Here is a 13,212-nt window from a genome sequence, read left to right on the forward strand (position 1 = left end):
GCGGGGACGCCTCGACGGTCGAGGGCGAGGGCGCGGGCCGGGTCCGGCGGATGTCACCGATCGCGCAGCCCGACACGGCAATCAGCAGGCATAACGTGATCAGAGGACGGGTCCGGCGGGAGAACATTGGGCCTCCGGTGCGGGAGTAGCCTGAGGCCGTGCGAGTGCGTGTGGAACAGACGGCCCTGCCGGGGATCGGCGTACGCCACGACATGATGACCGAATCCGGCCGCCGGCTGGGGGTCGTCTCCCACCGCAACGGTCGACGCGATCTGGTGCTCTACGACTGGGACGACCCGGACGGCTGTGCCGCGGACGTTCCGCTCACCGACGACGAGGCGGCGGCGCTCGCCGACATCCTCGGCGCGTCACTGATCCTCGGTCAGCTCTCCGGGCTGCGCGAGCAGGCCGCCGGGCTGCTCACCGAGCAGATCGCCATCCCCGCCTCCTCGGCGTACGTGAACCGGCCCCTTGGCGACGCGAAGGTCCGCAGCCGCACGGGCGCCTCGATCGTGGCGGTGCTGCGCGCCGGTGAGGTGATCGTCTCGCCGTCACCCACCTTCCGCTTCGCCGCCGGCGACGTGGTGGTGGTCGTCGGTAACCGGCAGGGTCTGGACGGAGCGAGCGCGATCTTCGCCGACGACCACCCGACCGGCTGAACCACGGTGCACGACTCCACGAACCTGCTCATCCAGGTCGGTGCGCTGCTGTTCCTGCTCGGGCTGCTCGGCCGGCTCGGTCGCCGGATCGGGCTCTCCCCGATCCCGCTGTACCTGCTCGCGGGGCTCGCCCTCGGCCACGGCGGCATCGTGGAACTGCAGGCCAGCGAGGAGTTCTTCGCCGTAGGTGCCGAGATCGGCGTGATCCTGCTGCTGGTGATGCTCGGCCTCGAATACTCGGCCGACGAGTTGGTGGGCAACCTGCGCTCGGCCGCCCCGGCCGGGTTGATCGACGCCCTGCTCAACGCGCTGCCGGGTGCGGCCTTCGCCCTGCTGCTCGGTTGGGGCTGGGTGGCCGCCGTGGTGCTGGGCGGGATCACCTGGGTCTCGTCCTCCGGGGTGATCGCCAAGATCCTGGCTGACCTTGGTCGGCTGGGCAACCGGGAGACTCCGGTGATCCTCTCGGTGCTGGTGGTCGAGGACCTGGCGATGGCGTTCTACCTGCCGCTGGCGACCGCGCTACTGGCCGGGGTCGGTTTCGTGCAGGGCGGCATCGCCCTCGGCATCGCGGTGTTGACGGTGGTCACCGTGCTGGTGGTCGCGATCCGCTTCGGCAATCTCATCTCCAGGGCCATGTCTGCCGACAACGCCGAGGCGCTGCTGCTCGGGGTGCTCGGCCTGACCCTGCTGGTGGCCGGGATCGCGGAGCGACTCCAGGTGTCCGCCGCGGTGGGCGCGTTCCTGGTCGGCATCGCGCTCTCCGGACCGGTGGCCCACCACGCCACCGAACTGCTGACCCCGGTACGCGACCTCTTCGCCGCCGTCTTCTTCGTCTTCTTCGGGCTGGCCACCGACCCCGGGCACATCCCGCCGGTGCTGCTGCCGGCGCTGCTGCTGGCGGTCGTCACCATGGCGACCAAGACGTTGACCGGTTACCTGGCGGCCCGGCGGGCGGGCATCGCCGAACCTGGTCGCTGGCGGGCCGGCCTGGCCCTGGTGCCCCGGGGCGAGTTCTCCATCGTCATCGCCGGTCTGGCGGTGACCGCCGGCAGCGTCACCCCGGAGCTGGCCGCGCTCGCCGCGACGTACGTGCTGATCACGGTGGTGACCGGACCGATGCTCGCCCGGCTGCCGGACCTTGACTGGTTCAGACGCCGGCTGCGGGCACGTGCCGCGCTCCAGCGGGCCCGGACGGCATCGACATCTGACCGGGTCTGACCGGCCCGGTCGACGGCAAGGGTGACCAGGCCCACCAATGGATGCCGAATTGCTCCTCGGGAAGGGCTACCCGTACTCACCGGTACCGCGTTAACGTGTCGCCCCAGCAGCCAGGGTTCGCGGAGGGGGCGGGAGATCCCCCGCGCGCAGAGCGGAAGGTTGGCCGGTGAGCGTGCAGGAGTCAACGTTCCACGGCTTCGCCAACCCCGTCGACCCGAGCCCCGCAGAGTTGCGGGCGTGGGCGTACCACCCCGATTCGGTCCCGTTGGCGTCGATGCCGCCGGACTGGGATCTGCTGGTTTCCGGCGACCGCCTGGTGATGACGCTCTTCGACCTGGCCATGGACCCGAACTGTCCGGCCCGCCGGTTCGCCCTGCACTGCCTCTACATCTACGCCGCCGACGGGATCCGGACGAACTTCCGGGCCCACCCGAAGCGCCGCTTCCGCAAACTCGTGGATCAGGCCGAGCGCAACGGCGACGAACTGATGCGCACCTGGGCGCACAACAGCCGGGTGCTGCTCTCCCAACCGGGACTCTTCGTCTACCGGGATTGGTGCGAGGGCGGCCTGGTCCGCGAAAACCGCCGCCTCTGACTCCTGCCCCGTCGTACCAAGATTCAGTGCAGCGAACGGGCCGGGAACCCCCGTGGCTCCCGGCCCGTTCCCGGCGGATCGTCAGTGCGATCCGCCTCGCTCTCTGCGGTGCTGATCGGTACGTGCCTGCCCGGCACCGTGCCCACCCCGACCGCTCTGCCCACCCCGACCGCTCTGGCCGCTCTGGTTGTTCCGATTGCCCTGGCCGCTGAACCTGCCGGAGTTGACCTGGTCGGCGAAGCGCCCTTTGGTGATCCGGTCGAACCGCTGCCGGACGTTCTCCGCCAGGTTGTCGAGTCGCTGCTCCGCCTCTTCGGCCACCTTCTTCGCCGCTTCCGTCATGGCTCCCCCCGCCAGTCGGGTCCGGTTTGAGATGGTTACATCCGATTCATCATCGAGGCTAGCGAGAAAACCGACTTCCCGCTCGGGTTTCCCTGAACCCGAGCGGCGTGTCACCACGTGAACGAGCTGCCCTCCGCCGGGGGTGCACATAGTGCAGGTGGCGCCTATGGAGCTGATAGCAAGAACGGGTCGCAACCTCGGCGACCCCACCCGGGTGCCACGGATGGTCACACTTGCCGGAGGACCGCAAGGCGGACCCGAGACACGCAGACGGACCCGACGGCTACGAGCCAGCCGAGGCACCGCAGACCGACAGCGACAGCGACAGCGACAGCGACAGCGACAGCGACAGCGACAGCGACAGCGACAGCGACAGCGACAGCGACAGCGACAGCGACAGCGACAGCGCCGAACGATGTGATGGCCTAAACGGTTCAGCTCGATAGCGTGCGGCACAGACACACGGGGCGAGAAGCCAGCCGGCGCACTACCGGCAGAATCTGCTGGTCAGCGGGTCGGCTTGCCGACCCAGCCGAGGAAACGAAGCTGCATCAGCCGCGGGTCCGGCGGCTCCGGCCCCAGGCGGGTCAGGTCGGCGGTCGCCTCCCGCGCCCCACCGACGGCGACGAACAGGGCTAACGGTCACGCTCCGGTCCCCGCACCTGATCCAACGCTGATCGGCGACCCGGCGAAGCCAAGCCGCGACGAGTTGGTGTGGCCCCGTCGCAGCACCCCACCGCGCAGCGTCAGCGACCCGGGCTACTCCGGGGACGCCAGACCACGAGGGCGGTGGAGGTGCGGTTGGTGGGCACCAGGTCACGGCCGGGGAAGCGGGCCAGCGACTCCAGTTCGGCCATCCGGCGGTACGCCGCCTCCAGCTCGGCCTCCATCTGGGCGACCCGCTGTTGCGCCTGCTCCAGCAGCTGTTCCAGGCCGATGATCCGCTTGATGCCGGCGAGGTTCACCCCGTCGTCCTGGCTGAGTCGCTGCACCTCGCGCAGCAGCACCACGTCCCGGACGCTGTAGCGTCGCCCGCCGCCGGCCGCCCGGCCGGCCTGTACCAGGCCGAGCCGGTCGTACTGGCGCAACGTCTGGGGGTGCATGCCCGCCATCCGTGCCGCGACCGAGATCATCAGCACCTTGGCCTCGTAGGCAGGGTCATCCGAGCCGACGAATCCGTCCGCCATCCCGCTCACCTCCGCACCACTTCACCGATCAACCGAATCGACGCACCCGGGCGTCGAGATGTTCCCGCCCGGCCGGCGGGCTCTGCTCGGCGAAGGTCTCCAGGGCCTTGCGGGCCTCGTCGGACACCCCCGCCGGCACCACCACGTCGAGCGTGACGAGCAGGTCACCGGCCTGGCCGTCGCGGCGGGTCACGCCCTTGCCCCGGGCCCGCAGGATCCGTCCGCTCGGCGTGCCGGGTGGCACCCGCAGGGTGACCGCGCCGTCGAGGGTCGGCACCCGCAGGTCGGTGCCGAGCACCGCCTCCGCGAACGTGATCGGCACGGTCAGGGTGAGATCGTCGCCGGTGCGCCCGAACAGCTCGTCCGGCCGCACTTTGACGTGCACGAACAGGTCACCCGCTGGGCCACCGCGCTCGCCCGGCTCGCCCCGGCCGGCCAGCCGGATCCGCTGCCCGTCGGCCACCCCGGCCGGGAAGCGGACGTTGAGCGTACGGGTCTTGGTGACACCGCCGGTGCCCTGGCATTCCGGGCACTTCTCGTCGACCACCGTGCCGACGCCCTGACAGTTGCGGCACGGCTCGGAGAAGCTGAACGCACCCTGGTTACGGGTGGTCACGCCGGCACCGTGGCAGACCGGGCAGGGTCGGGGTTGGGTGCCCGGCTTGGCGCCGTTGCCGTGGCAGGTGTCGCAGACGCCGGGGGCTCGCAGCGACAGCGGCAGGGTGACTCCCCGGACGGCGTCGTCGAAGTCGAGCGCCACCTCGGTCTCGATGTCGCGACCACGCGCCGGACCGGGTGCGCCACCGCCGCCCGCGCCACCCGAGAAGATCGAGCTGAACAGGTCGGAGATGCCGCCACCGGCAAACCGGCCACCGCCCGTCGCACCCTGTGCGAACAGGTCGGACATGTCGAACGGTACGCCGCCGGGCTGACCTGGCTGGCGGGCGCCGCGCCGGAACGCGCCCGAGCCGAACAACGAGCGCATCTCGTCGTACTCGCGGCGTTTGGCGTCGTCGCCGAGCACCGCGTACGCCTCGGAGACCGCCTTGAAACGCTCCTCGGCCGTGGCGTCACCGGGGTTGTGGTCCGGGTGCGACTCCCGGGCCAGCTTCCGGTACGCCTTCTTGATCTCATCAGCGGGGGCGGTCTTCGCCACGCCCAGGACCGCGTAGTAGTCCTTCTCGATCCAGTCCTTGGAACTCAACCGTCCACCTCCTCCCCGCCTCCGGGCCGGAGCCGCCCCACCCGCCGAATTTCGGCAGGCGGGGCGGCCCGGTCACCGTCGTGCGCTATTCCGGGTCGGCCACCGCGACCAGCGCGGGCCGCAGCAGTCGCTCACCGATCTGGTAGCCCCGACGCATCACCTGTACGCAGGTCGGCTCGGTGACGTCGGCCGAGGTCTGGTGGGCCACCGCCTCGTGCCGCGTCGGGTCGAACGGGTCACCCTGCTCACCGAACGGGCTCAGACCGAACTTGCCGAGCGCGGTGGTCAGTTGCTCGGCCACCGAGCCGAACGGGCCGACCAGGTCGCCATGCTCCCGGGCCCGGTCCAGGTCGTCCAGGATCGGCAGCAGCGCGGCAAGCACCGAGCCGGTTGCCTGCTCGGTGACCAGGCCACGGTCACGCTCGACGCGCTTGCGGTAGTTGGCGTACTCGGCCGAGACCCGTTGCAGGTCCCGCGTGCGCTCCTCCAGGTCGGCGCGGAGCGCCTCCAGCTCGGCGGCGCGCCCGCCGTCAGCAGCCTTGGCCTTGTCCCGGGCCGGCGACTCGTCGGTCGGATTCGCCGGTGAGTCCACCACAGGTGGTCCCTCCGTCGCCGGTTCGCTCAGCGCGCTGGTCTCCACCTCGATCGCGTCGACCACGACCTCGGCGTCCTCGACCAGCCCTTCCGCCGGAGCGTCCGAACCGGCGTCGGCGGCCGCCCCATCCGGCTCGTGGGTCTGGCTGATCTTGCGGTTGTTGCGGATGACGACCCGCGGCGCGTTGCCGGCAGCCGGCTCAGGCGCCGAGCCACCCGGCGCCGACCCGGTGTCACCCGGGTCGGCGGCTCGTGGCTTCTCCGTCATACGACTACCTCATCCCTTGCCTGTGCGATCGGGTCCGCCAGGACCGTCACTTCTTGTCCTCGTCCACGATCTCCGCGTCGACCACATCGTCGGGCCGGGCACCGCCGGCCTGGGCTCCGCCGGCCGGGCCGGCACCCGCCGCACCGGCACCGGCACCGCCCGCGCCACCCGCCTGGGCCTGCTCGGCCTGCTGGGCGTAGAGCAGCGAGCCCGCCTCCTGGGAGACCTGCGCCAGCCGCTCGTGCGCCGACTTGATCTTATCGATGTCGCTGCCACCGAGCGCACCCCGCAGCTCACCGAGGGCCTCGTTGAGCTTCTCGCGGTTCTCGGCGGGGAGCTTGTCGCCGTTCTCGGCGAGGAACTTCTCGGTCTGCCACTGGAGGGCCTCGGCCACGTTGCGGCTCTCGGCCTCGTCGCGGCGGCGCTTGTCCTCGTCCGCGTGCTCCTCGGCGTCCCGGCGCATCCGCTCGATGTCATCCTTCGGCAGCGAGGAGCCGCCGGTGATGGTCATCTTCTGCTCCTTGCCGGTGCCCAGGTCCTTGGCGTGGACGTTGACGATGCCGTTGGCGTCGATGTCGAAGGTGACCTCGATCTGCGGCACGCCGCGCGGCGCCGGCGGGAGGCCGGTCAGCTCGAAGGTGCCGAGCTTCTTGTTGTACGCGGCGATCTCGCGCTCGCCCTGGAAGACCTGGATGAGCACCGACGGCTGGTTGTCGTCAGCGGTGGTGAACACCTCGGACCGCTTGGTCGGGATGGTGGTGTTGCGCTCGATCAGCTTGGTGAAGATGCCGCCCTTGGTCTCGATGCCCAGGCTCAGCGGGGTCACGTCGAGCAGCAGGACGTCCTTGACCTCGCCCTTGAGCACACCGGCCTGGAGGGCGGCACCGACGGCGACGACCTCGTCCGGGTTGACGCCCTTGTTCGGGTCACGGCCGGTGAGCTGCTTGACCAGGTCGGTCACGGCCGGCATCCGGGTCGAGCCGCCTACCAGGATCACGTGCTCGACGTCGGAGACCTTGATCCCGGCGTCCTTGACGGCCTGCTCGAACGGACCCTTGCAGCGGTCCAGCAGGTCCTGCGTCATCCGCTGGAACTCGGCCCGGCTGAGCGTGACGTCCAGGTGCAGCGGGCCGGCCGCGCCGGCGGTGATGTACGGCAGGTTGATGTTGGTGGTGGTGGCGGCGGACAGCTCGATCTTGGCCTTCTCGGCCGCCTCCTTGAGCCGCTGCAACGCCATCTTGTCCTGGCCCAGATCGATGCCGTGCTCGCCACGGAAGGTCTTCACCAGGTGGTCGATGATCCGCTGGTCCCAGTCGTCACCACCGAGCAGGTTGTCGCCACTGGTCGACTTGACCTCGATGACGCCCTCGGCCAACTCGAGCAGCGACACGTCGAAGGTGCCGCCACCCAGGTCGAAGACGAGGACGGTCTGCTCCTTGGAGCCCTTGTCCAGCCCGTACGCCAGGGCGGCCGCGGTCGGCTCGTTCACGATCCGCAGCACGTTGAAGCCGGCGATCTCACCGGCCTCCTTGGTGGCCTGGCGCTGGCCGTCGTTGAAGTAGGCCGGGACGGTGATCACCGCGTCGGTGATCTGCTCGCCCAGGTACGCCTCGGCGTCCCGCTTGAGCTTCATCAGCGTCCGCGCCGAGATCTCCTGCGGGGTGTACTTCTTGCCGTCGATGTCGACGGACCAGTTGGTGCCGATCTCCCGCTTGACCGAGCGGATCGTCCGGTCCGGGTTCGTCACCGCCTGGCGCTTGGCGACCTCGCCGACGAGCACCTCGCCGTTGCGGGCGAACGCGACGATCGACGGGGTCGTCCGCGAGCCCTCAGCGTTGGCGATGACGGTGGGCTCACCGCCCTCCAGGACGCTGACGCAGGAGTTCGTCGTGCCGAGGTCGATACCGACCGCACGTGCCATCTTCGCTTCCTCGCTTCGTAACGTTGAGCAGGGCACGGAACCATCCGCCGCCGCTGCCCGGCGGGCGCCGCCCGCAGCGACCCCACCTCAAGTTGAGTGAACTTGACTCAATAGTGCCACGCGATCAGGAATCGTCAAGTCGAGTTGAGCCTGCCCGACGCAACCCGCTGCTCGGCGGGACTGGTTGTCTTACCTTGTGTCGGTCGGGCACGCTTTAGCGGTGACGACGAACGGCGATAACGCCTCACCCTTCGGCGCGCCCGCCGTCGCAGCCCGCACCGGCCTCGCCCACGCCGGGAAGGACCGGCCCGCGGCCACCCGGGACGGCCACCTGCCCGACGCCCTGACCGGCCTGCGCGCCGCGATCGGGGCGGCCCGGTTCCCGCTGGCCCTGCCCTCGGCCGAGACGGCCGAGCGGGTCACCGCCGCGCTCGCCGACCAACTCGACGACTACCTGCTGCCGCGGCTCTCCCGCCTCGACGCGCCGCTGCTCGTGGTGGTGGGCGGCTCCACCGGCGCCGGCAAGTCGACACTTGTCAACAGCCTGGTGCAGGCCCGGGTCAGCGCTGCCGGGGTGCTGCGACCCACCACCCGGTCGCCGGTGCTGGTCTGCAACCCGGCCGACTCGCCCTGGTTCCGCCGCGGCGAGCTGCTGCCCGGATTGACCCGTACCAACCAACCCAGCGCGGACCCCGGCACCCTGCACCTGGTCACCGCCCCGGCACTGCCGCCCGGGCTGGCGTTCCTGGACGCCCCCGACATCGACTCGGTGGTGGACGCCAACCGGGCGCTGGCCGGCCAACTGCTCGCCGCCGCCGACCTCTGGCTCTTCGTCACCACCGCTGCCCGCTACGCCGACGCCGTCCCCTGGGAACTGCTGCACGGCGCGCGCGCCCGGGGCGCGGTGATCGCCCTGGTGCTCGACCGGGTGCCGGCGGAGGCCACCGACGAGGTCGCCGCCCACCTCGCCGAGATGCTCGCCGAGCAGGGCCTCGGCTCGGCACCGCTGTTCGTGCTGCCGGAGACCTGGGTCGACGGGCAGGGCCTGCTGCCCGACCGGGTCACCGCCCCGCTGGCGGACTGGTTCGGCCGGCTCGCCGCCGACGCGGAGGCCCGCGCGGCAGTGGTGCGACAGACCCTGGGCGGCGCCCTGGCCGCGCTGCGACCGGCAGTGCAGAGCCTGGTCGAGGCCGCCGACGAGCAGGTGACCGCCGCCGACGCGCTGGACGACCGGGTACGCGCCGCGTACCGGGCCGCGAACCGGACCGTCGAACAGGGGCTGCGCGACGGCCGGATGCTCCGTGGCGAGGTGCTCACCCGCTGGCAGGAGTTCGTCGGCACCAGCGACTTCTTCCGCACCCTGGAGGCGCGGATCGGCCGGCTGCGGGACCGGATCGTGGGCGCGATCAGCGGACGACCGGCACCGGCGGCGCAGCTGCGCGACGCGATCGAATCCCAGCTGTCGACCCTGCTGCGCGGGGTGGCGGCCGAGGCCGCCGAGCACGCGTACACCGGCTGGAAGGCACACCCCGCCGGGGCCGCACTGCTCACGGAGGACCTGGCCCACCACTCGCCAGACCTGCCCGAACGGGTCGAGCGGCTGATCCGGGACTGGCAGCGTGACGTGCTGGAGCTGGTCCGCGTCGAGGGCGGCGACAAGCGTTTCGTGGCCCGTACGGCGGCGTACGCGGTCAACGCCACCGGGCTGGCCGTCATGATCGCCGTCTTCGCCTCGACCGCCTTCATCCCGACCGGGTTGGAGGTCGCCACCGGCGCGGGCACCACAGTCGCCGGGCAGGCGGTGCTTCAGGCGATCTTCGGTGACCAGGCCGTCCGTACGCTGGCCGGCAAGGCCCGGGAGGATCTGCTGAAACGGGTACGGATCCTGCTGGACGCCGAGGCCGACCGCTACCTGACCCGGACCGAACCGGCCCGACCGGCGGGACGGGCAGCGGGGGAACTGCGCCGGGCGGCCGAACGAGTGGAGACGGCGCGCCGACACAGCGGCTTCGCCACCGCGGCACCGGCGGTGCGGGAATCCGACGAGGGGCGGAATTCGTGAGCGAGCAGACCGGGTCGGTGTCGCGTGCCGGCACCCCGGTCCCGGACGGGGGACGGCAATGAGCGGCCTGGGCGGACGCCTGCGCGAGGCGTTGCGGGCCGACGGGCGGGTCGACGCCGACCAGTTGTTCGCCCGACTCGAGGCGGTGCAGCGATTTCTCGGCATCGTCGACGGGCACCTGCCGGACACTCCGCTGGTGCCGGCGCGCACCCTGGTCGAGCGGGCCGGCACCCGGCTGGCGCTCTCCCGCGACCACACAGTCGTGGCGTTGGCCGGTGCGACCGGCAGCGGCAAGTCGAGCCTGTTCAACGCGATGGCCCGGATGGAGCTGTCGCCCGTCGGGGTACGCCGCCCCACCACCGGCGTGGCCCATGCCTGTGTCTGGGGCCCGCTCGACGGGGGCAGCCGGCTGCTCGACTGGCTCGGTGTGCTGCCCCGGCACCGGTTCGTCCGGGAGAGCCTGCTGGACGGTGCGGACGAGTCCGCGCTGCACGGGCTGATCCTGCTCGACCTGCCGGACTTCGACTCGGTGCAGCACTCACACCGGCTCGAGGTGGACCGGCTGCTCGGTCTGGTGGATCTCGTGGTCTGGGTGGTCGACCCGCAGAAGTACGCCGACCGGGTGGTGCACCGCAACTATCTGCGGGAGTTCCACAGGCACCGGGACGTCACACTTGTCGTACTCCATCAGGCCGACCGGCTGCCGCCTGCCGACGTGCCCGTGGTCCTCGCCGACCTGCGCCGGCTGCTCGACGCGGACGAACTGCCCGGCGTGCCGCTGCTGGCCACCAGCATCACCGATCCCAACGGCCCGGACGGCCTGCGGGAGGCGTTGGAGCGTACCGTCGCCGAACGGCAGGCCGCGCTGCGCCGGCTCTCCGGAGACGTGGATGGCGTGGTCGCCGCGCTGGACGAAATGGTCGGCGCACCCCGCTCGGCGCTCGCCCCGGACGATCCCGCCGTCGGCACGCTGCACCGGGCGCTCAACGTCGCGGCGGGGGTGCCGGCGGTGGCGGACGCGGTCGAGCAGGCCTACCGGCACCGGGCCGCGGCGGCCACCGGCTGGCCGTTGGTCCGGTTCTGGCGGCGGTTGCGTCCCGACCCGCTGCGGCGGCTGCACCTGGCCGAGGCGCCGAGCGACCCGGCGGAGAGCCTGGTCGCCGCGACCTCCGTGCCCGAGCCCAGTGTCGCCGACAAGTCCGCGCTGGCGCTGGCCCTGCGGACGGTGTCCGAGCGGGCCGGTTCCGGCCTGCCGAGTGCCTGGCCGAACGCGGTGACCGCGGCGGCCCGGTCCCGTATCGGCGACCTGCCGGACGCGCTGGATCGGGCGGTCGCCGGCGTCGATCTGGGCATGGACCGGCCCCGGCTCTGGTGGCGGCTGGTCGGCGGGGTGCAGTGGTTGGTGACCTTCGCCGCCGTGGCCGGGCTGGCGTGGCTGCTGCTCGGTTACGGGCTGCGGATCCTCGGGCTGCCCGAGCTGCGGCACCCGATGGTCGGTGAGGTTCCGGCACCGACCCTGCTGCTGCTCGGAGGATTGCTGGCGGGGCTGCTGACCGCCGCGGTGACCCGGCCCGCGGTCCGGTGGGCCGCCGGGCGGGCCCGGCAACGGGCGCAGGCGCGGCTGACCGGGGCGGTGGGCGCCGTCGCTGACGAGTACGTTCTCGCGCCGGTACGCGCGGTGATCGCCGCGCACGCCGACGCGCGGACCGTCCTGGAGGTCGCCCGACACCGGTGACCCGAGCGAGCCCGGCGCGGGTGACCCGAGCGAGCCCGGCGCGGGTGACCCGAGCGAGCCCGGCAGCGCAACGCACGGCCCGCTCACCGCGTGACCGGGCGGCGGGCGGCGTAGGGTCGGGTCATGGCCACGCCACAGACCCCCTACGAGGCGGTGCTGCACGCCGCCCGCGACGTGACCAAGCTCGACTCGGCTCTCGACGCGGAAATGCTCGGCGCGGCACTGCTGGGCAGCGTGTACGAGATCGCCGAAACCGATCGCGAGGCGGCGGTACGGGAGTTCGTCGCCGGTTTCCTCGCGGCCACCACGCGCCGCCGGGCCGCCGCGGCGACCACCGTACGCGCGATCTTCGCGGCCCTGGTGCCGGACGCGACAGGCGCGGATCGGGTCCGCCCCGGCGCCACCGCACCCGCCTGGTCGGGTCAGCTCGGCCGGGTGCACCTCACCGGCAGCTGGGCGTACGGCGACGTCTACGGCGATCAGACGTCGTACCTGGCCACCTTCGCCTATGACGACGACACGGGCGGGCCGGAGCACGCGCTGGTGGCGCTTGTCGACCACAACATCGGCATCACCAAGGACATCTTCGTCGGCGGACCGGCCGCCATGATCCTCGACCAGGTGCGGCAGCTGTGCGCCACCGACGAGCTGACTTGGTTCCGTGCGGAGGACCCGACCCGGGTACGCAGTGAGGTGAGCCGGCACCTGGCCGTCACCGACCAGCTGGGGCAGTTGCCCGGAGCGAGTTCACTGGCCACGGATCGCGCGCTGGTCGGGGCCAGGTTGGCGGTGCTGCCCGCCGCGACCGCAGCCCCGCCGCCGGTCGACGACGACCCCCTGCCGGACGCCGAGCGGGCCGAGGAGATCCGGCGTTTCCTGGCGTCGCCCGAGGCGGCTCGGGCCGGACTGGACACCGTGGACGATGCGGAGCTGGCCTCCCTGCACTTCTGCCTGGGCCTGCTGCTGGATCACGCGGTGAGCTTCTCGGACGCCGATCCGCTGCGCTGGAGTCCCACGGTGGCCGGGCTCTTCCTGCTCGACTGGGTGCACCGGCGGGCCGTACTGGACATGGACGATGCGGCGATGCTGCCCCGGGTGCTGCGCGCCTGGGCCGCGTACGCTGCCCGTCGGCGCGGGTTGTCCGCGTCGGCGGCGGCCCGGACCGACACCGCGATCGAGGAGATGGTGCCGGAGTTCGTCCGGCTCTACGCCACCGGCGAGCGGCGCAGCCCGGCGACCGCCGCCGTAGCCCAGTTGATGGCCGACGGCGTCGACCCGGACGACCCGGCCGCCCTCGACGCCTGGATCGACGCGAACCGGCACCGGCTCACCGACGACGACTGAGCGGTCAGCGCGGCGGAGCCGGCACCTGGCGGGTCGGGTGGACCGGCTCGCCCGGCTCCGCCGACGGCTCGGGTTCGACGGAC

Annotated in this window: 11 protein-coding genes; 6 read left to right on the plus strand and 5 right to left on the minus strand. The window is 72.0% G+C overall.

Annotated elements, in window-relative coordinates; all coding sequences use genetic code 11:
* The first annotated feature begins 158 nt into the window (after positions 1-158).
* The 3 genes from C1I93_RS12065 to C1I93_RS12075 all read left to right on the plus strand — a co-directional run bounded on the left by C1I93_RS12065 (position 159) and on the right by C1I93_RS12075 (position 2,472).
* Positions 159-659 carry a cation:proton antiporter regulatory subunit gene (locus tag C1I93_RS12065; RefSeq protein WP_111243356.1) on the plus strand — a complete coding sequence of 167 codons (501 nt, stop codon included), beginning with the start codon at positions 159-161 and terminating at the stop codon, positions 657-659.
* A 6-nt stretch (positions 660-665) separates the two neighbouring features.
* Positions 666-1,877: a cation:proton antiporter gene (locus C1I93_RS12070; RefSeq protein ID WP_111243357.1), complete on the plus strand. Its 1,212-nt coding sequence runs from the start codon at positions 666-668 to the stop codon at positions 1,875-1,877.
* Between the two features lie 166 nt (positions 1,878-2,043).
* On the plus strand, positions 2,044-2,472 hold the full coding sequence (locus tag C1I93_RS12075) for a hypothetical protein (protein WP_111243358.1): 429 nt from the start codon (positions 2,044-2,046) through the stop codon (positions 2,470-2,472).
* Positions 2,473-2,553: 81 nt separating this feature from the next.
* Here the strand turns inward: C1I93_RS12075 and C1I93_RS12080 are convergent, their stop codons facing one another.
* From C1I93_RS12080 to dnaK, 5 genes are all read right to left on the minus strand, one after another.
* Positions 2,554-2,814 (minus strand): hypothetical protein, encoded by a 261-nt coding sequence (locus C1I93_RS12080; protein WP_111243359.1) that lies wholly within the window; start codon positions 2,812-2,814, stop codon positions 2,554-2,556.
* Positions 2,815-3,560: 746 nt separating this feature from the next.
* A complete protein-coding gene (locus C1I93_RS12090; protein WP_111243360.1) occupies positions 3,561-4,001 on the minus strand; it encodes a heat shock protein transcriptional repressor HspR in 441 nt (146 codons plus the stop codon).
* Positions 4,002-4,029: 28 nt separating this feature from the next.
* Positions 4,030-5,205 (minus strand): molecular chaperone DnaJ, encoded by a 1,176-nt coding sequence (dnaJ, locus tag C1I93_RS12095; RefSeq protein WP_111243361.1) that lies wholly within the window; start codon positions 5,203-5,205, stop codon positions 4,030-4,032.
* Between the two features lie 85 nt (positions 5,206-5,290).
* Positions 5,291-6,067, minus strand: coding sequence for a nucleotide exchange factor GrpE (gene grpE / locus C1I93_RS12100; RefSeq protein ID WP_111243362.1), 777 nt, complete (start codon positions 6,065-6,067; stop codon positions 5,291-5,293).
* A 46-nt stretch (positions 6,068-6,113) separates the two neighbouring features.
* Positions 6,114-7,988 carry a molecular chaperone DnaK gene (dnaK, locus tag C1I93_RS12105; protein ID WP_111243363.1) on the minus strand — a complete coding sequence of 625 codons (1,875 nt, stop codon included), beginning with the start codon at positions 7,986-7,988 and terminating at the stop codon, positions 6,114-6,116.
* A gap of 220 nt (positions 7,989-8,208) precedes the next feature.
* On the opposite strand from dnaK, the gene C1I93_RS12110 reads away from it, so the two are divergent.
* From C1I93_RS12110 to C1I93_RS12120, 3 genes are all read left to right on the plus strand, one after another.
* Positions 8,209-10,050, plus strand: coding sequence for a P-loop NTPase family protein (locus tag C1I93_RS12110; RefSeq protein ID WP_111243364.1), 1,842 nt, complete (start codon positions 8,209-8,211; stop codon positions 10,048-10,050).
* Between the two features lie 58 nt (positions 10,051-10,108).
* On the plus strand, positions 10,109-11,785 hold the full coding sequence (locus tag C1I93_RS12115; protein WP_111243365.1) for a GTPase: 1,677 nt from the start codon (positions 10,109-10,111) through the stop codon (positions 11,783-11,785).
* 123 nt (positions 11,786-11,908) lie between these two features.
* A complete protein-coding gene (locus tag C1I93_RS12120) occupies positions 11,909-13,129 on the plus strand; it encodes a hypothetical protein (protein WP_111243366.1) in 1,221 nt (406 codons plus the stop codon).
* Positions 13,130-13,212 lie beyond the last annotated feature (83 nt).

This window comes from Micromonospora endophytica (assembly GCF_003236305.1).
GTDB classification, from domain to species: domain Bacteria; phylum Actinomycetota; class Actinomycetes; order Mycobacteriales; family Micromonosporaceae; genus Micromonospora; species Micromonospora endophytica.